Source organism: Marivirga sericea, from assembly GCF_900177665.1.
Lineage (GTDB): Bacteria > Bacteroidota > Bacteroidia > Cytophagales > Cyclobacteriaceae > Marivirga > Marivirga sericea.
In genome coordinates, this window is the sequence record NZ_FXAW01000007.1 from 93,571 (window position 1) to 113,436 (window position 19,866).

Here is a 19,866-nt window from a genome sequence, read left to right on the forward strand (position 1 = left end):
CTAGCAAATTTAATTTAAAAAAAATCTGACCATCTTTCATCAGAAATCTTATTCCTAATTATCTGTTTTATTGGACCTCATTTAAGTATTTCTACAACTGTAATAAAAGCATCAGATATTTTTCGTAGCTTCCAATAAACTACTGCTTGCTTAAGATTTTATGTCTAAAAAGAAAGTACTCAAAAGAACCGGCATCATAGTGATTAGTGTAAGCATTACACTTTTTATCTCTTGGCAATTACTCAAAGAATTAAAAATTGAGTCGTTTGTGGTTGACTCTATTCATACCGAACTCAACCATTACTTCGAAGATTCTGTACATTTTCAAATCGAAGATATGTCCTTTAGAGTTTTGGCAAAAAGAATCAATTTAGAAAATGTTAAAATCAATTTAATAGATGACAGAAAAGACACACTTGCCAGTTTAGAATTACCCAACCTAAATCTGTCATGGGATAAGTATAGCGAAACTTTTAACAATCAGTTTTTCAAATTCAATACCTTAGCTCTGCAAAAAGCTAAACTGTTACTTCCTTTTGATTTTGATAAAATAAAAAGAACTACTGCATCTCGCCCCTCTTTTGAAGGTAGATTCGAATTAGAAATTAAAGAATTGCGTGTTGAAGGAGGCGAAATACTATTTTATGATGAGCAAAACAGCAAGACGGGACGAGTGAAGACTGAATACAATTTATTTGCACAGGATCTTAAATTTAAAAAAGGCGAGATTCCGCATAAATTTCAAGATGTAGCAAAAGACATCTTCTTAGAGTTTCATAATATGAGCTATTACTTACAAGATAATCTTCATAAAGTAGATATAAAAAAGTTGTCCTTTAACTTATTCAAACAAGATATTACAATAAAAAGTGCTCATTTTCGTCCTATCCACTCTCCTGAAAAATTTGCAGAACTAAAAGGAGACCAAGCTAATCATATTGATATTTACTTAGATAGTATACGATTAAATTCCATGAAATGGCAAGGAGATAGCATGTTCAGCGCCAATACTATTTTTACCAATAATATTGAATTAAAAGTCACTAAAGATAAAAATTATCCTCTGCCAGATGATCGTTTTGTCCCTGTGTTGATCGAGGTTTTAAAAGACAGTAAGATTTCAATTGATGTTAGGAAATGCAAAGTAGAAAACATGAATCTAAGCTATTTTGAAATACCCGATGGAACTCAAAAAATTGGCACTGTTAGTATTACGAATATTGAGGGTGAGATTTCAAATATCACAAACAGAAAAGATAGTATTGAAAAACATGGCGATGAGTTAGTCATTAAAGCAAGTGGAAATCTATACGATAAAGGAAAACTTATTGCAGATATTCGATATGATCTGACCTCCAATTATGGATATTTTAAAGTGGCGGGTAGCTTAGAGCCTATGTCTATTGGTGCCATAAACCAATATATGTCGAAATCTACTCCAGTAGAAATTACTTCGGGACAAGTTGATGAATTATATTTCACTTACTCAGGAGGCAATAAAGCCGTTCATGGGGAAATGCAATTCAAGTATTCTGATTTAAAAATTGAATTTAACAAAATACTAAACGAAGAAGAAAAAGGAGATAAGGCCTTAAGCTGGTTGGCAAACGTTGCGCTGTCGCAGCAAAACCCTAGAAAGAATGGGAAGTTTAGAATTGGGGAAATTCAGTTCAATCGAGATACTCGAAAATCTATGTTCAGCTATTGGTCAAATAGTTTAGTTTCAGGCTTCCAATCAACTGTGGGAGTAAAAAAAGCAAGCCGAGTTGAGAAATTAGAAACAGAGAACGATGATAAAAATATCTGGCAAAAATTAGGTTTTGGGAAGGAGGATGAAAGTGAATAAGAGGAACTTTACAATCGGCTTCATTATATTAATCATTATTGTTGCTTTTAGCGGCTCTATATTCTTTCCTGATAGCAGAACCGCTAAGCCCGAGAAAATCAAAGGCTTCAATTTAGTAGCCCCTCCACAAGTTTTCCCTCTTGATTCTTTGCAAAAAGTGAAAGAAGTAGGAGCTAGCTGGGTGGCAATAGTACCTTATGCCTTTTGTAATGCCCAAACAGGTGAAATAACGTTTGACCATCAGCGCCAGTGGTGGGGTGAAAAACCAACAGGAGTAAAAGAAACAATTATCATGGCAAAATCATTAGGCTTTAGAATTATGCTTAAGCCTCACCTGTGGGTTGGTGGTCAAGGATGGGCAGGTGATTTAGAATTTGAGTCAGATAGTCTTTGGGAAGTATTTGAAGAACAATATACGGCCTATATTAGTACCTATGCGAAAATAGCTGATTCGCTAAATGTTGAAATTTACTGCCTTGGAACGGAAATTCGAAAATCCACTGGGAGTCGTAATGACTTTTGGATTGAGTTAATTTCAAAATCCCGTTCGACTTACAGTGGAAAACTGACTTATGCTGCCAACTGGGATGAATACGACCAAATTGAATTTTGGAATCAACTTGACTACATCGGAATAGATGCTTACTTTCCTTTAAGTGAAAAGAAATCTCCAACTACACAAGAATTGATAAAGGCATGGCTAGAACCAAAAAAAGAAATGAAGAAAATTTCTGAAAAATATCATAGGCCGATTCTGTTTACTGAATATGGCTATGAAAGCATTGATTACAATACAATGGGCCACTGGAAATTATCGAAGGATAGTTTATCAGTGAATTTTGATAATCAAAAAATTGCCTTTCGAGCCTTATATCAGACCTTAAATCAAGAAGATTGGTGGGTTGGTGGATTTATTTGGAAATGGCATTTAACCAGAAATGGTCTTCACCGCAGAACTGTAAAAGCCTTTACTCCCCAGAATAAACCGGCAATTGAGACGATTACCAGTGCTTTCAAACATACTTTTTAAATTGAGAAACTATGAAAATTTCATTCCAAAACTCATTTTTTACTTTGGCATTCATTGCACTCCTGATTGCATTTTTGATAGTGGCCAAGTCAATTTTGATTTCTCTCGGCATCGCCCTGCTATTAGCCTTTATCTTGTACCCTGTACATAAAAAATTTATAAGGTGGGGAGTAGGGAATATCCTAGCTGGTTTTCTTTCTATTTTACTGCTTATCATAATCATCGGAGGAGGAATTACTTTTTTTTCTGCGGAAATCATAGCGTTATCAGATGAGATTAGCACCTTTGGAGAAAAACTATCAAAGCTTTATACTGATGTTATTTTTTACATCAACAAGAATGTCAGCATAGTTCAGGATTTGAACAAAGACCAATTGATGGTAGATATCAAATCGTGGCTAAAAGACTCTGCCGGTAGCCTTTTAGGCGGAACCTTTAATAGCACGGCAAATTTTTTCACAGGCATGGTAACGATGTTTATTTACTTGTTTCTATTCCTGATTTATCACAAGGGCCTTGTAAGGGCTTTTATGAAATTCTCCCCAGAAGACAAAAAAGAGCAGTTCTTCAACATGCTTAAAGGAGTGCAACAAGTAGGGCAGAAATACCTTTCAGGTATGCTTGTTTTAATCCTAGTTTTAGGCCTTGCCAATAGCATCGGACTTTGGATCATTGGAATTGATAGTCCCTTCCTATTTGGCTTTTTAGCGGCTTCTTTGTCGATTATCCCCTATATCGGCACTACATTGGGGGCCACTATCCCGGTTTTATATGCTTTTATGTCTCATGACCAGCTCTGGGTACCATTGGCTGTAGCCGCTTTGTTTTGGTTTGTTCAGCTAATTGAAAGTAATTTCTTAAGCCCTAAAATTGTGGGCAATAGCGTAAATGTAAATGCCTTTGCTGCTATTCTAAGTTTGATTATAGGGGCATCCATATGGGGAGTAGCTGGTATGGTGCTGTTCCTCCCCTTCGCTGCTATGCTCAAAGTAATATGTGAAGAATATGAACCGCTACAACCCCTTGCTCTTTTAATAGGAAACAGTAATTTTCAAGATGGGGATGGCAATAAAAAAGGGTTGTTTTCTAGATTGAAAGAGAAGTTCAAAAGCAATTGATTAAGCTCCAGAAAACGCAAGTAAAAGAATTTTTTATTTCAATATTAAAAACAGCAAGAGCTTAGCAGATGTATGCTTACTTCTTGACCCTATTCGGGTTATCATTAATAAAGGCTTTCCAGCTCTTAGGACCGCTAGTAGTTTTACCCCCCTGGAAATGATGGCAAACTGCCACTCCTAATGCATCGGTTGCATCTAGCAACTTGGGGATCTCCTTTATACCTAATAAGGTTTTTAACATTTCCGCAACTTGCTCTTTTGATGCATTCCCATTTCCAGTCACGGACTGCTTTACCTTTTTAGGAGCATATTCCGAAATGGGTAAGTCTAGTCGAAGTGCTGCTGCCATAGCAACTCCTTGAGCTCTCCCCAGCTTGAGCATTGACTGTATATTTTTCCCATAAAAAGGAGCCTCTAGAGCCACTTCATCAGGGGCATAATCTTCAATCAAACTTGTGACTCTATCGAAAATCTTACGGAGCTTTATTTCATGATTGGCATACTTGGACAAATGGATTACTCCATACTGAAGCATTGTCATTTTATTACCAATGATTTGGATTACCCCATATCCCATAACCGAAGTACCGGGATCAAGCCCTAATATGATTTTGTCTTTTGCCATTGCGAAGAACCTAGATTCTAGAATTTAGATTCTAGACGTTTCATTTATTTACTTCCTGTTTAATTGTACTTTTATCTCGTAAAAAGCATTTCCTAAAGAATAATTTTCGGTCTGACCTGCGGTACTGACCTCATCATACCACTTCTAACTTTCTACTTCACACATCAAACTTCCCACTTTCTATCAATGTGCCTCACTCCAATTATCTGCAATACCAACCCCAATTTCCATGGGAACATCCAGCTCCATGGCATTCTTCATCAAATCCACTACTTTTTCCTTTAGCTTCTCAACTTCATCCTTATGAGCATCAAAAATCAATTCATCATGCACCTGCATAATCATCTTTGATTTCATCTTTTCTTTCTCCATCCATTTATGAATGTTAATCATAGCCACCTTAATCATGTCAGCAGCACTGCCTTGAATAGGTGCGTTTATTGCATTTCGCTCCGCATAACCTCTTATGGTTTGATTTCTAGAATTAATATCTCTTAACCATCGCTTTCTTCCTAATATAGTGGTTACATATTCTTTTTCTCTGGCTTCCTCTTTCACTTTTTCCATGTATTCACTCACCTTGGGGAATTCTTTGAAGTAAGCTTTAATAATATCAGAAGCTTCAGTTCTGGAGATATTAAGATTTTGAGCTAAACCAAAAGCTGAAATCCCATAAATAATACCAAAATTAACTTCTTTGGCTTTTCTTCTCATGCCCGGGTCAACATCATCCAATTCCACACCGAAGACTTTTGCAGCAGTGGTAGCATGAATATCCCTACCATTCTTAAATGCCTCCATCATGGCCTCATCTTGCGAGAAGGCAGCCATTATACGCAACTCAATTTGAGAATAATCTGCCGCCATCAATTGATAATTTTCATCTCTAGGCACAAATGCTTTTCTAATTAATCGCCCTTTTTCAGTTCGTATTGGTATATTTTGAAGATTCGGATTGTTGGAGCTTAATCGACCGGTTGCTGCTACTGCTTGTCGATAGTCTGTATGAACTCGTCCATCCTTCTTACTTATTAGCTTTGGTAAAGCATCCACATAAGTAGATTTCAATTTCTGATATTCCCTGAATTCTAAAATCTTATCCGCTATTTCATGTTCATTAGCCAACTTAGATAAAATCTCCTCTCCCGTAGCATATTGTCCGGTTTTGGTCTTTTTTGGTTTGTCAACCAATTTCATTTTATCAAAAAGAATCTCACCCAACTGTTTTGGTGATGCGATGTTAAATTCCTGACCTGCTAATTCAAAAATTTTCTCTTGGGCTTCTAATGCAGCAGTTTCTAATTCTTTAGACATTTTGGCCAATGCATCCTTATCAATTTTCACGCCTTCGTATTCCATTTCTGCCAATACATAAGAAAGTGGCTCTTCTACTTCATGCAGTAGATTTTCAAGATTATTTTCCTTTATCTCTTTTTCCAAAATATGCTTCAACTGTAGTGTTATATCAGCATCTTCACCTGCATATTCTACTACGTCCTCTACCGGTACATCACGCATATTCCCTTGCTTCACACCTTTTTTACCAATCAATTCAGTTATGGAAACCGGACTGTAGTTCAGGTAATTCTCAGCCATGACATCCATGTTATGGCGAGTTTCAGGATCTATTTGGTAATGAGCCAGCATGGTATCAAACATTTTTCCTTTGACTCTAATCCCATAATTGCGTATCACTTGGATATCATATTTCAAGTTTTGCCCTATTTTTATGATATCTTCATTTTCTAACACCTCCTTAAATTCATCCGCAATTTTCTGAGCTTCCTTCTGATCGGCAGGAAAAGGCACATAATAAGCTTCCCCAGCTACATAGGAGAATGCGAGACCAACCAACTCTGCGTCTTTCGGTTCCAAATCAGTAGTTTCTGTATCAAAACAAAATTCGTCTTGTATAGATAAATAGGTAATTAAGTCCTCCCTCAATTCCCGAGTATCAATTAGGTGGTAGTGATGTACAGTATTTGCTAAGGTTCTTCTTTCTGCAGGCTCTTCCTCCTTGTCTGCAGCCTCCTCAGGAGAATCAGTGAACATAGACATTTGAGCGGGGTCAACCTTTGAAGAAGACTTTGCTGGAGCAGCTGGTTCTTCTCCCAAAACCCTTTTCATTAGGGTCCTAAATTCGAGCTCCTCAAATAACTCTTTTAATACCTCTTCATTTGGTTCATCTAATACCAGCTTATCTGGTTCATATTTTAATGGAACATCTATTTTGATAGTGGCTAATTTTTTGGAAAGTAAAGCCTGTTCTTTATTAGCTTCCACCTTTTCCTTCATTTTTCCTTTTAGCTCATCGGTGTGTTCAAGCAACCCTTCTACAGAACCATATTGCTTCAAGAATTTAACTGCAGTTTTAGCCCCCACTCCTGGGATGCCCGGTATATTGTCAACTGCATCGCCTTGTAATCCCAAAATATCAATAACCTGCTCTACACGATCAATATCAAATTTTTTCTTCACTTCTTCTATGCCTAACACGTCAACACCATTCCCCATAAAGGCTGGCTTGTATAGAAACACATTTTCTGTCACCATTTGAGCATAATCCTTGTCAGGCGTCATCATATAGACTTTAAAGCCATCTTCACCTGCCTGTTTCGCAATAGTTCCGATGATATCATCTGCTTCAAAGCCATCCATGATGAGTACTGGAATATTAAATGCTTCTACAATTTTCTTTACATAAGGAATGGCCACTCTAATATCCTCAGGTTGTGCTTCCCTTTGGGCTTTATATTCAGGGAATTCTTCATGTCTAAAAGTTGGAGCAGAGGTATCAAATGCAACTCCTATATGCGTAGGCTTTTCTTTTTTCAGTATTTCTAACAAGCTATTGGTGAATCCTAGTGCTGCTCCAGTATTCATGCCTTTTGAATTAATTCTTGGTGTCTTGCTAAAAGCAAAATGTGCTCTATAAATTAGCGCCATTGCATCAAGAAGGAATAATTTTTTATCAGATTCAGGTGTATTGCTCATTTGATATTTAATTCAGAATTTAAAGAGATTTTAAAGTTAGAAAATTGTTGACCGAAAAGGAATGACAAACAGACAATTCCTTTAAAGTTATAATTAATTCCTTTTATCAGTAAAATCCCCTTTTAAAATAACCCTCTCTAAGCTCCTCAAGTTTTGAATATCATCTAAAGGATTTTTAACTAAGATTAATAAATCTGCTACTTTCCCCTCTTCTACACTTCCATAATATTTTTCCAAATCCATAAATTCAGGACCATGGATCAAAGAAGTTTGTAAAGCCTCAGCTGGAGTAAGTCCAGCATCAACCAAACTAAACAATTCGCCCCAAAGTGCTTCTCCAGGATAAACAAAAGAATTGAACGGTCCACAGTCTGAACCGGCCAAAATAGGAACACCAGCATCGAACATGGGTCGAATCATTTGCTTAGCTAAGTCCGACACTTTTTCTCGCATCTGACTTCCTGATGACTTGGCTCTTTGAGCAGATTTAATTCTTCCTTCATAAGTTTTTTGAACACCCGTTCCTATTTGGTTGAGCAGGGAGTCTTCGCTGTGATCTTTATCAGCTAACTGGGAAAGTACTTTTCCAATATATAGCGTAGGGGTGATATACACTTCTTTTTTAGCCAGTTTCGTAAAAAATTCGTTTGCTAATTGGGAGTCATAAGTATCCGTGATAGTTTCCATCATGCCATAGCCTAAACCCAATTCCGTTAAACTATCTGCCTTAGGTGAACAAGCCTTCATCACATAATACATATGTTCACTTCCATCCAATCCCAAATCAACTGCTTTATTCAAATCGGCCGACATGGGCATATGACCGGTAACTTTCATACCTCTTTTGTCTGTTGCTTCTATAATGGCATAGAAATTTTCTTTTGATAAACTTCCATCATAAATTTTTACGTAATCTACTCCAATTGATTCTAAAGAATCCAAGGCATTTTGAATATCTTGATCATTTTCAATTTTAATTGATCCTTCCCAAGCAGGCTTTGGCCCATCTAGCTTTGGGCCAGAAGTAAAAATTCTTGGACCTACTAATTCGTTCTGCATAATTTTTTCCTGCCAACCCATCACCGCAGGCGTTATATCACCACCCGCATCTCGAACAGTGGTCACCCCAAATTTTGAAAACAAGCCCAATAAATCCTGATTTCCAGCAATTAAGTCCGTTCCGCCTCTGAAATGTACATGATTATCCCACAGGCCAGGCATAACGTATTTTTCTTTTAGATCGACAGATCTTTGAGCGCTATAAACAGGTATTTCATCCATAGGACCCGTGGCAAAAATTGTATCTGCCTTAATTGCTACATATTGTTTTTCGAGTGTCTTGTTATTTTGAATATCTACAATGGAAGCATTCATCAGAATTAAATCAACAGATATTTGCTTATTAAGAGTACAAGATGACACTAAAATGACACTAAGTAGTGTAAGGAAAAGTGAGCGATGTGACTTCATGATTTTTCTTTAAATATAATGAAATTGATCTAAGATGTGGAATCCATATCAAAGGGAACAGTAATCATTACTAGGCAGAGACTAGCGATTGTAGACATTCACTTCCACTAGCCTCCGGCTAGTTAAAATTACTACCGCCTCTGCCGAACTAGAAAAAGCCCTCCCCAGCAGCTTCCTCTGTAATCCTCTCGGAATTTTCCTTCCCTAAATATCGATCTATCAAGAAATGAGCAACGTAAAGAAGTGGCGTCAGTAAAATAGCCAGTGCACCTTTATATATATAATTAATGACTCCAACAGAGAGCACTTGTTCCATGCTCCAATTCCCAAAAACAAAGAAAGCAATCCAAAGGACCACAAAGCTGTCTACTAACTGGCTAACCAAGGTTGAACCCGTAGCTCTGAGCCATATCTTGCCACTTCCTGTAAATTTTCTTAAGTGTTGAAAAACCAAGACATCTAAAAACTGACCAATCAAAAAAGCGGTCAAAGAACCGATGATAATTCCTAAACCTTGTTGAAAAATAACTCCGTACGCATAATTAATGTTAAAATCCTTTCCATTCGGATCAGGTGAATTAACATTCAACCAAAAATCTGCTGGTGCCAGTTTAGTCACAGCATAAATCACAAAAAAGGAATATAAAATAAACAAGGCAGTTAAGAAACTGATTCTACGCACTCCTTTTTTACCGAAATATTCATTAATAATATCAGTCGTGACAAAAACAATAGGCCAGATGATGACGCCAGCAGTAAGATTAAAATCTAATACAAAATCACCAAACAGTCTGATTTGTGCAGGTGGAAAACCTAAAGTAGATTCAGCTGAAAAAATCTTGACTCCCAGAATCTCAGCCAATAGTGCATTGGTGAGGAAAATCCCACTTAGAACAATAAAAAGATTCCTTTTCTTTCTATTCAGAGATCCACTTGACTTTGTTGCCTCCATCCTATTCGTTAATTGTAAAAACTTTTCCTTCCTCAGCCAGCTGAGTATTCGCAAATTCTTTTTGCGCCTCCTCTAATAATGGATACAACTCTTTATATCGATTTGAAAAATGGCCAATCAATAACTGTCCTACATTCGATTTTTTTGCAATAATACCAGCCTGTTTAACTGTTGTATGGAAGGTAGCTTCTGCCCTCTCTAAGTTTTCATGTAAAAAAGTTCCTTCATGATAGAGTAAGTCAACTTCTCTTACCAAAGGAATGATTTCTTCATTATATTTAGTATCAGAACAATACGCATAACTTCTGGAGCGCTTAGCGGGCAAAGTATAATCTGAATTTCTGAGTTTCAGTTGACCTGACTCATCCAACACATCTTCACCCTTTTTCAAAATATTAATATCTCTAACGCTTAGTTCCAAAACTTTTTCTTTTCGCAGGCGCTTGGGCTTGGGCTTTTCTTTGATCAGGAATCCTGTGCATGGAATTCTGTGTTGAAGGGGAATAGTTTGTACTGTAATTTTTGGATGATCTAAAATCAGTTCGGATTGGTCGCCTTTTAATTCTTGAAAATGGATGGGATAACTTAAGCGAGTATTTGCGTACTTCAATTGTAAACTTATGATTTCAGACAAGCCTACCGGCCCATAGAGATAAAGATCTGTTTTTCTACCGTTTAGATGCATGGTTGATAGCAAGCCCATCAAACCTAAGAAGTGATCGCCATGTAAATGGCTTATAAAAATATGGCTCAAGCGATTCTTCCTTAAGCCATATTTTTTCATTTGCATTTGTGCAGCTTCCCCGCAGTCGATCATGATCTGCAAATCTTGAATCTTCAAGACCTGAGAAGTATGATGCCTGCCATGAGCTGGAGCTGCCGAATTGGAGCCTAATATGTGAACTTCAAATGACAATGGATCTTACTCGCTATCGCCTTCTTCACCCAAGCCTTTTTCTAATTCATGCATGAATACAGATTCTACTGCTTCGTGAACTGTTGGTAAAATATCGAATACTTTATCCAATTGAGATATTTTAATCAATTTCTCCGTATGCTCTGTAGGAGCCGCGATGATAAAAGCCCCACCATTCTCACCAAATACTCTATTTCCGACCAATAAAGCACTTAAACCAGAAGAATCGACATATTTCACATCTGACATATCAATGACCATGTTTTGAACACCTTCTGCTTGCATGGTCACTAAATCTGATTTAAAGCCAGATGCTACGGAAGAATCAAATTTCTCTTCCTTTATTTTAATCAATGAGTATTTTTCTTCTTTATCAATTGAATATTTCATAATGTTTTGTTTAAAAATCTGTATTGCTTTTCAGTAAGCAAATCTAACTTCTTATTTAATACTTTTTAGGATATTTTGTTCAATGGTTTTTAATACGTCATTGTAATCTCGGGGTTGGAATTTCTCACCAGTTACTTTTTCGTATAATTCTACATAACGATTAGAAATCTCCGCAACCTTCTCATCTGTCATTTCAGGAATTTGCTGACCGTCTTTTCCTTGAAAACCGTTTTCTATCAACCACTCCCTTACAAATTCTTTTGACAATTGCTTTTGCTTCAATCCTTTCGATTGATTTTCTTCATATACATCAGCATAAAAGAAGCGTGAAGAATCAGGGGTATGGATTTCATCTATTAAGTAAATTTTATCCCCCATTTTACCAAATTCATATTTAGTATCTACCAAAATCAAGCCATTTCTAGCAGCTAGGTCAGTACCTCTTTGAAACAATTGTTGAGTATAGTCCTCCAGTTTCTCATATTCTGCTTTTGAAACTAAGCCTTGTTTCAAAATTTCCTCTTTCGAAATATCCTCATCATGTCCTTCATGCGCTTTGGTAGTAGGCGTAATGATCGGTTGAGGCAATTTATCATTTTCCTTTAACCCTTCTGGTAAAGAAACACCACAAATACTGCGCCTCCCATCTCGATATTCTCGCCAGGCATGACCTGCTAAATAGCCTCTAATGACCATTTCAACAGGGTAAGTCTCGCAATTAAACCCTACACTCACATTGGCGTCAGGATTAGATAACAACCAATTTGGTACTACATCCTCCGTAGCTTTTAAAGCTTTGGCTGCTATTTGATTTAAGACTTGTCCTTTAAAAGGAATAGCCCTTGGCATCACGACATCAAAAGCAGAAAGCCGATCAGTGGCCACCATTATTAATTGATTGGGTGTAGTATAAACATCCCTTACTTTCCCTCTATAAAAATTTTGCTGATTAGGCAGCTGAAAATTGGTTTCTCTAATTGCTTCCATTGTGGCAAAAATAGCTAAGTGTTGGCAGATAAAAAAGATAGGATGTAATTGAATTTATCAATAAACTTTATCCCTAGGTCAGCTTCGCTACTTTCATTTCTATTCCTTTCTTTTTGCTTAATCAAAAAGATGTGATTGTATTTAAAAAACTCTTCGTAACAAACAGTGTTTTTAAAAATTTATAAGATTTCCCATTGTTTTATCAAATAATATTGCAAACCTTTGTTACTGAATTTGAAAAAGAATAATACCATAGCGCAAAATTTTAATTCAGTAGCAATTATTGCTGTTGATGCTACGGCTGTATTGCGTAGTCGCCAGACTCGCAGGTTTTTCTTTAGGGCATAGCCCTTTTCTATTCTAGGATGCCCTACGCGGGAATCCAATACCCCAATTATATTCTATTATTTCATTGTTAGTGCTCTAGCTGTTTTTCATACTGCTATGCACGCCTATTTTCAATTTTTCATTCAATGGAAAAATCAAAATTTATCATCAGAATTGCTCAAGAAGCAGATCAAATTTATGCTTCAACTATCATAGATGAAATGGCAGACTCTGCAGCCAAAAGAGGTACCGGCATTGCCCGAAGATCGGTAGCGTATATCGAGAAAAAGATGTTGGAAGGCAAAGCTGTTATTGCTTTGAACCAGAATAAGGCTTGGGCCGGCTTCTGTTACATCGAATCTTGGGATCATGAGAAATATGTAGCAAATTCAGGATTAATTGTAGCGCCCGAATTCAGAAATTCAGGTTTAGCCAGCGCTATCAAATCCGAGATATTTAAATTAAGCAGGAAGAAATATCCCAATGCAAAGATTTTTGGCTTAACAACAGGAAGTGCTGTCATGAAAATCAATTCTGCCTTAGGCTATATCCCTGTAAGCTATTCAGATTTAACTAAAGATGAGGAGTTCTGGAAGGGCTGTCAAAGCTGCGTAAATTATGATATTCTGCAATCCAAAAATAAGCAGAATTGCATTTGCACCGCTCTGCTATATACACCCAAATCTGAAAGTAAAGCCAAGGCACTTAGAAAAAACTTCTCTAAGAACATCAAACTTTTTGAGCGCTGGACTAGGATTAAAAAGCATGTCATGCTGAAGCTCAAAAAGCATTCATCTCAATGGGTGAATTTATTTTAAAAAGTCTTAAGAAATCAAAAATATAAATTATGAAAAAAGTTGTTTTAGCCTATAGCGGTGGTTTGGATACCACCTTCTGTGGCCTTTATCTATCAAAAGAACTAGGTTATGAAGTCCATGCCGTTTTAGTCAATACGGGAGGTTTCTCTACTGAAGAATTAAAAGCAGCGGATACTAAATCCCAAAAATTAGGCATCGCGTCCTTTACGGTTATTGATCGTTTGGAGGAATTTTACGAGAAAGTGATCAAATTTTTGGTCTTCGGAAACATCCTGAAAAATCAGACTTATCCCTTATCAGTCAGTACGGAAAGAATCGTACAAGCACAAGCTTTAGCTGAATATGCAAAAGCAATTGGAGCAGATGCCATCGCGCATGGAAGCACAGGAGCAGGCAACGATCAAGTTCGATTTGATATGATTTTTCAAATCCTTTTGCCTGAAATTGAAATCATTACTCCGATTAGAGATCTGAAATTAAGCCGAGAACAAGAAATTGATTTTTTAAAGACGCAAGGTGTCGAAATGGATTTTGAAAAGTCTAAATACTCTGTCAATAAAGGGATCTGGGGGACATCAGTAGGTGGAGCTGAAACCTTGACTTCTGATCAATATTTACCCGATGATGCGTTCCCAACTCCAATAAGTAAAACTGAAGCGGAGGAGATATCACTCACTTTTAAAAATGGAGCGTTTATCGGCTTAAATGATAAAGATTTTACGCACCCAACTGAAGCCATTCAAGCATTAGAAAAGATTGCCAGTCCTTTTGGGATCGGTCGAGATATACATGTAGGTGACACCATCATCGGCATAAAAGGTAGAGTGGGTTTTGAAGCAGCTGCTGCATTAATCATTATCAAAGCCCATCATCTTTTGGAAAAACATACCCTTACCAAATGGCAAATATTTTGGAAAAATCAATTGTCCGAGTTTTACGGGAATCATTTGCACGAGGGACATTATTTGGATCCTGTGATGCGAAATATTGAAGCTATGCTTTTGGACAGTCAGGAAAAAGTAAGCGGTAAAGTTTTTGTGAAATTGAAGCCTGAGCATTTCATCTTAAAAGGAATTGAATCAGTCCATGATTTGATGTCCAGTGAATTCGGTAGCTACGGAGAAATGAATTTGGGTTGGACTGCAGATGATGTGAAAGGCTTTACCAAAATCACAGGCAATCAAACGGCTATTTATCACCAGATCAACAAAGAAAATGGATAAGCTAAAAGTTGGAATAGTAGGAGCTGCGGGCTATGCAGGGGGTGAACTGATAAGATTATTATTGCATCATCCTAAAGCAGAGATTGATTTTGTTTTGAGCAATAGCCAAAACGGGAGAAAGGTAAGCGAAGTCCATACAGATTTAATAGGTGAGACAGATTTAATGTTCACCCAATCGCTTAAAGTAGGCGTTCGAGTAATATTTCTGGCTTTGCCTCATGGAAGATCTCAGCAATTTCTTCAAGAAAATAAAATAGCCGATGAAGTTTTATTGATTGATTTAAGCACTGATTTTCGAAACGAAAAAGAAGGTTTTGTTTATGGACTGAGCGAATTTTTCCCGAAAAAAGTAAAATCATCCAAGCGAATCGCCAATCCGGGTTGCTTTGCCACAGCCATTGAATTGGCCTTGGCTCCGGCAATTGCCAATTCTTGGGTGAAGGAAAATATTCATGTAAGTGGAATTACGGGAAGTACGGGAGCAGGTATAATTCCATCCGACACCACCCATTTCAGCTGGCGAAATCAGAATATATCTGCTTATAAGTTATTCGAACATCAGCATTTGCATGAGATCAAGCAGACTTTTACTCAAATAAATTCAGACTTTACGAAAGATGTCTTATTTGTACCCTACAGAGGGAATTTCTCCAGAGGGATTTTAACAACTGCCTATTTTCCTTTTGAAGGCATGCTTAATATTGCTAAAAAGGCTTTTACTGATTTTTATGAATCCTCTGCTTTCGTCCATATTTCTGACGAGCCTATTCATTTAAAGCAAGTGGTCAATACTAATAAATGCCTATTGCATCTTGAAGTAAAATCAGGTCAGTTAATTATCACCTCCATCATTGACAATCTACTGAAGGGAGCTGCCGGACAAGCAGTCCAAAACATGAATTTGCACTTAGGTTGGGAAGAAAATTCAGGCTTACAACTAAAAGCCACTGTCTACTAAAATTAAGAAAGATGAAAAATTATATAAAATTCGATACTAAATATTCAGCTGAAAAATTAATAATATCAGCACTTCAATTTAAGGAAAACCCATTTTTGAAAAAAGAAATTGGAAAAGGACTAAGAATTGGATTGATTTTTTTAAATCCAAGCTTAAGAACTAGAGTGAGTACCCAAATTGCAGCCAACAATCTAGGGATGGAGGCTATTGTATTTAATATTGACAAGGAAGGATGGGCTCTGGAATTTGAAGAAGGGGTCATCATGAATGAAAATAAAGCAGAGCACATCAAAGAAGCGGCATCAGTTTTAGGTGGATATTTTGATATTTTAGCAATTCGAGCATTCCCTACATTAATTGATAAAGAACAGGATATGGCGGATAAGGTCATCCATCAATTTATCAAATACAGCCAAAAACCAGTGGTCAGTTTGGAAAGCTCAAGTCGCCATCCGCTCCAGTCTTTAGCGGATATGATGAGTATCGAAGAAACTTGGCAGAAGGTTTCAAAACCAAAAATCGTTTTAAGTTGGGCACCGCACGTAAAAGCTTTGCCTCATGCCGTTCCCAATTCTTTTGCGGAATGGGCGCTAGGTTTAGGACACAATTTGACCATAACACAACCTGATGGCTATGAATTAGATGCGCAATTTACCAAAGGGGCAGCGATTGAATATGACCAAGAAAAAGCTGTTGCTGATGCAGATTTTGTCTATGTGAAAAATTGGAGCAGCTACCATGATTATGGAAAATTGCCAAAAGTGAAAGGCAAATGGTTATTAAAAGATCATCAGTTAAAAGAAAACGCTAAAATTATGCATTGCCTGCCAGTGAGAAGAAATTTAGAATTGGCTGATGAACTTTTGGACGGCAATAAAAGTCTAGTGCCTTTGCAAGCCCAAAATAGAATCTATGCGGCTCAGGCTGTACTTTTTGAAATCATTTCAAATATGGGGTCATGAAAAGAGAAGTCATTAATATTATTAAAATTGGGGGAAAGACCATAGATCATGAAGAGAAATTGGATCGATTCCTAAATTCATTTTCCAGAGTGCCAGGACAGAAGATTTTAATTCATGGAGGGGGTATATTGGCCAATCAAATAGGTGAAAAAATGGGGGTAGTGACTAAATTTCATGAAGGCAGAAGAATTACGAATGCTGAAACTTTAGAATTAGTCACAATGGTTTATGGCGGATTGATCAACAAAAAGATAGTAGCAAAACTGCAATCGCAAAATGTAAATGCAATTGGCTTGAGCGGTGCAGATGCAAATTTACTTACGGCAGAAAAAAGAGTAGTGAAAACGATTGATTATGGATTTGCTGGAGATATTCAAAAAGTAAATAATGACCTATTGCAAAACCTATTATCTCAAAATTTAACTCCTGTTATATGCCCGATAACACATGATGGGAAAGGACAATTATTGAATACAAATGGTGATACAATTGCCATGACAATTGCCTGTGCCTTACAATCACAATTTGAAGTGAATTTATGGCTATGTTTTGATAAAAAAGGTGTTTTGCTAGATATAAAAGATGAAGAATCAATTATCCCACAACTTAACCCTAGCACTTATGCCGAGCTACTTTCTAAATCTCTGATTCATGAGGGTATGAAACCCAAATTAGAAAATGCATTTCGGGCTTTAGAATCAGGCGTTTCTAAAATCAGAATCGGGTCAGCAGATGATATTGATTTAGCAATTGCCAATGAAAAAACAGGAACCCTTATTTGCGCCTAATGGAAAATATTCAACACATAGACTTGAAAACCAAAGCAATTCAATTATTAAAAGAATTGATTACAATCCCTTCATTCAGCGAAGAAGAGGATAAAACCGCTGATGCAATTTCTAATTTCCTAAAAAATGAATCAGTTGAATTTAATCGAATAGGAAATAATGTTATCGCTCCCAATCTTCATTTTGATAAGCAAAAACCCTCCATTTTACTCAATTCTCATCATGATACGGTAAAAGCTAATGCAGGCTATACTAAAAATCCATTTGAACCTGTAGAGGAAGACGGAAAGCTTTTTGGCTTAGGAAGTAATGATGCAGGAGCTTCATTGGTCAGCTTGATCGCCACTTTTCTTAAATTTTATTCAAAAGATATTCCCTACAACCTCATTTTAATTGCTTCTGCAGAAGAAGAAATAAGTGGACAAAATGGAATCAGCAGTGTGCTTGAACATATACCAAAATGTGAATTGGCCATAGTAGGTGAACCAACAGAAATGAAACTGGCAGTAGGAGAGAAAGGTTTACTAGTGATAGATGCAGTGGCAAAAGGGAAAGCCGGGCATGCCGCCAGAGATGAAGGAGAAAATGCTATCTATAAAGCTATGGAAGATATTCTAAAAATACGGGACTTTAAATTCAAAAAATCATCTCAATATCTAGGGCAAAATAAAGTAAGCGCCACTATGATTAAGTCTGGGCAACAACATAATGTAGTGCCTGATCTTTGTGAATTCACATTGGATGTTAGAGTTACAGATGCTTACACTTTGCAGGAAGCCTTTGGAGAATTACAAAGCCATTTGGGCACTGAATTAAAAGCAAGATCATTCAGATTACAAAGCTCATTTATTCCCGAAACGCATAAAATAATAGAAGTAGGAAAGGTATTAGGATTGAAAAAATTCGGAAGCCCTACTTTGTCTGATCAGGCACTTATTCCATTTCATTCTGTAAAAATTGGCCCAGGAAAATCAGAACGTTCTCATACAGCAGATGAATTTATTGAAATACAAGAACTTGAAGAAGGGGTTGAAATTTACATCCAATTGTTGGAGCAATACATGAATCATCAAAATACTGTAATATGAAAATTTGGCAAAAAAATATAGACTCTTTAAAAGAAATAGAGCAATTCACCATAGGAAGAGATACGGAGTTTGATCTTTTGTTAGCTCCCTATGATGTTTTAGGCTCAATAGCCCATATCAGAATGTTGACGAAAATTTCTCTTATTTCTAAAGAAGAACTCAAAGCAATATCAAAGGAATTAAAAATTATTTTTCAAGAAATTCAGGCTGGAAATTTTCAGATTAAGGAAGGAGTGGAAGATGTGCATAGTCAGATTGAGTTTTTACTTATTGAAAGATTAGGGGATATCGGTAAAAAAATCCATAGTGGTCGATCAAGAAACGATCAAGTATTGGTGGATTTAAAACTATTTTACCGCGATAAAGTCAAGGAAATAGTAGCGTCTGCAAAGCAATTATCTGAATTGCTTATTCAATTAGCTGAAAAATATAAAGGGGATTTAATGCCCGGCTATACGCATACCCAACTAGCCATGCCATCTTCTTTTGGCCTGTGGTTCAGCAGTTTCGCAGAGTCTTTAGCTGAAGATATGGATATGCTTTATGCTGCCTATCAAATCATCAATAAAAATCCTTTGGGTTCTGCTGCAGGATATGGCTCTTCTTTTCCGCTTGACAGAACTTTCACGACTGAATTATTGGGGTTCGAAGACCTGCACCATAACGTAATCAATGCACAAAACAGCAGAGGGAAAACTGAAAAGACTTTAGCTTTTGCATTAAGTGCAATAGGAAGTACTTTGAATAGAATGGCATCTGATATTTGCCTGTTTATGAATCAACATTTTCAATTTATCAGTTTTCCTGATGAGTTGACAACAGGAAGTAGTATTATGCCGCATAAAAAAAATCCTGATGTATGGGAATTAGTGCGTGCCAAAACTAATCAATTGCATGCCATCCCGAATGCCATTAGCTTGAATGATACTAATCTGACCACTGGCTACCATCGTGATAAACAGTTATTAAAAGAATACATTTTTCCTGGCATCGAAACCACATTGGACTGCCTAAATATCACTCATTTTATGCTGAAAGAAATTAAAGTGCAGCAAAATATTTTGGTGCACGAGAAATATCAATATCTCTTCAGTGTTGAAGAAGTAAACCGACTCGTGAAAAAAGGACTTTCCTTTAGAGAAGCCTACAAAAAAGTGGGGCTGGATATTGAAAAAGGAGATTTTAAAGCCAAAACCACATTAAATCATTCTCATGAAGGCAGTATTGGGAATCTATGTTTAGAGGAGATCAGTGAAAAAATAAAGTCAAAAATTAAACGATTTGATTTCAGGAAAATCGAAAGCAGTAAAAATGACTTATTACAATAATAGCTTCAGGTAATAAAAAAACTGTCCCTAAACCAATTTTAGGGAC

General features: G+C 36.7%; 17 protein-coding genes. 10 read left to right on the forward strand and 7 right to left on the reverse strand.

Annotated features, from left to right (window positions below; genetic code table 11):
• Window positions 1–160 precede the first annotated feature (160 nt).
• Genes B9Y84_RS15775 through B9Y84_RS15785 form a run of 3 tightly spaced genes read left to right on the forward strand, consistent with a single transcriptional unit; the run spans window position 161 to window position 3,994 of the window.
• Window positions 161–1,846 (forward strand): hypothetical protein, encoded by a 1,686-nt coding sequence (locus B9Y84_RS15775; RefSeq protein WP_085518354.1) that lies wholly within the window; start codon window positions 161–163, stop codon window positions 1,844–1,846.
• Window positions 1,839–2,876: a glycoside hydrolase family 113 gene (locus B9Y84_RS15780; RefSeq protein ID WP_139828064.1), complete on the forward strand. Its 1,038-nt coding sequence runs from the start codon at window positions 1,839–1,841 to the stop codon at window positions 2,874–2,876. The genes B9Y84_RS15775 and B9Y84_RS15780 overlap by 8 nt, the downstream gene beginning before the upstream one ends.
• Before the next feature lie 11 nt (window positions 2,877–2,887).
• Window positions 2,888–3,994 carry an AI-2E family transporter gene (locus B9Y84_RS15785; protein ID WP_085518356.1) on the forward strand — a complete coding sequence of 369 codons (1,107 nt, stop codon included), beginning with the start codon at window positions 2,888–2,890 and terminating at the stop codon, window positions 3,992–3,994.
• Between the two features lie 76 nt (window positions 3,995–4,070).
• Here the strand turns inward: B9Y84_RS15785 and ruvC are convergent, their stop codons facing one another.
• The 7 genes from ruvC to B9Y84_RS15820 form a co-directional block, all read right to left on the reverse strand.
• The gene (ruvC, locus tag B9Y84_RS15790; protein ID WP_085518357.1) at window positions 4,071–4,619 is read right to left on the reverse strand and encodes a crossover junction endodeoxyribonuclease RuvC; all 549 of its coding nucleotides are present in this window, start codon (window positions 4,617–4,619) and stop codon (window positions 4,071–4,073) included.
• Window positions 4,620–4,802: 183 nt separating this feature from the next.
• Window positions 4,803–7,613 (reverse strand): DNA polymerase I, encoded by a 2,811-nt coding sequence (gene polA / locus B9Y84_RS15795; protein WP_085518358.1) that lies wholly within the window; start codon window positions 7,611–7,613, stop codon window positions 4,803–4,805.
• Window positions 7,614–7,706: 93 nt separating this feature from the next.
• A complete protein-coding gene (locus B9Y84_RS15800; protein WP_085518359.1) occupies window positions 7,707–9,083 on the reverse strand; it encodes an amidohydrolase family protein in 1,377 nt (458 codons plus the stop codon).
• Window positions 9,084–9,231: 148 nt separating this feature from the next.
• Window positions 9,232–10,035, reverse strand: coding sequence for a queuosine precursor transporter (locus B9Y84_RS15805; RefSeq protein ID WP_085518360.1), 804 nt, complete (start codon window positions 10,033–10,035; stop codon window positions 9,232–9,234).
• A gap of 1 nt (window position 10,036) precedes the next feature.
• Complete coding sequence (locus tag B9Y84_RS15810; RefSeq protein ID WP_085518361.1) at window positions 10,037–10,951, reverse strand: ribonuclease Z; 915 nt, start codon at window positions 10,949–10,951, stop codon at window positions 10,037–10,039.
• A 6-nt stretch (window positions 10,952–10,957) separates the two neighbouring features.
• On the reverse strand, window positions 10,958–11,341 hold the full coding sequence (locus B9Y84_RS15815) for an STAS domain-containing protein (protein ID WP_085518362.1): 384 nt from the start codon (window positions 11,339–11,341) through the stop codon (window positions 10,958–10,960).
• A 51-nt stretch (window positions 11,342–11,392) separates the two neighbouring features.
• A complete protein-coding gene (locus B9Y84_RS15820; RefSeq protein WP_085518363.1) occupies window positions 11,393–12,328 on the reverse strand; it encodes a phosphoribosylaminoimidazolesuccinocarboxamide synthase in 936 nt (311 codons plus the stop codon).
• Window positions 12,329–12,801: 473 nt separating this feature from the next.
• Between B9Y84_RS15820 and B9Y84_RS15825 the strand changes: the two genes are divergently transcribed.
• The 7 genes from B9Y84_RS15825 to argH are packed head-to-tail and all read left to right on the forward strand — an operon-like array spanning window position 12,802 to window position 19,820.
• On the forward strand, window positions 12,802–13,473 hold the full coding sequence (locus tag B9Y84_RS15825) for a GNAT family N-acetyltransferase (RefSeq protein WP_085518364.1): 672 nt from the start codon (window positions 12,802–12,804) through the stop codon (window positions 13,471–13,473).
• A gap of 29 nt (window positions 13,474–13,502) precedes the next feature.
• Complete coding sequence (locus B9Y84_RS15830) at window positions 13,503–14,696, forward strand: argininosuccinate synthase (RefSeq protein ID WP_085518365.1); 1,194 nt, start codon at window positions 13,503–13,505, stop codon at window positions 14,694–14,696.
• Complete coding sequence (gene argC, locus B9Y84_RS15835) at window positions 14,689–15,654, forward strand: N-acetyl-gamma-glutamyl-phosphate reductase (protein WP_085518366.1); 966 nt, start codon at window positions 14,689–14,691, stop codon at window positions 15,652–15,654. The genes B9Y84_RS15830 and argC overlap by 8 nt, the downstream gene beginning before the upstream one ends.
• A gap of 11 nt (window positions 15,655–15,665) precedes the next feature.
• A complete protein-coding gene (locus B9Y84_RS15840; RefSeq protein WP_085518367.1) occupies window positions 15,666–16,616 on the forward strand; it encodes a Rossmann-fold NAD(P)-binding domain-containing protein in 951 nt (316 codons plus the stop codon).
• A complete protein-coding gene (gene argB, locus B9Y84_RS15845) occupies window positions 16,613–17,404 on the forward strand; it encodes an acetylglutamate kinase (protein WP_085518368.1) in 792 nt (263 codons plus the stop codon). The genes B9Y84_RS15840 and argB overlap by 4 nt, the downstream gene beginning before the upstream one ends.
• Entirely contained in the window at window positions 17,404–18,492 is a 1,089-nt protein-coding gene (locus tag B9Y84_RS15850; protein ID WP_085518369.1) for a M20 family metallo-hydrolase, read from the forward strand. Before argB ends, B9Y84_RS15850 begins: the two co-directional genes overlap by 1 nt.
• Window positions 18,489–19,820 (forward strand): argininosuccinate lyase, encoded by a 1,332-nt coding sequence (argH, locus tag B9Y84_RS15855; RefSeq protein WP_085518370.1) that lies wholly within the window; start codon window positions 18,489–18,491, stop codon window positions 19,818–19,820. Before B9Y84_RS15850 ends, argH begins: the two co-directional genes overlap by 4 nt.
• The last annotated feature ends 46 nt before the right edge of the window (window positions 19,821–19,866 follow it).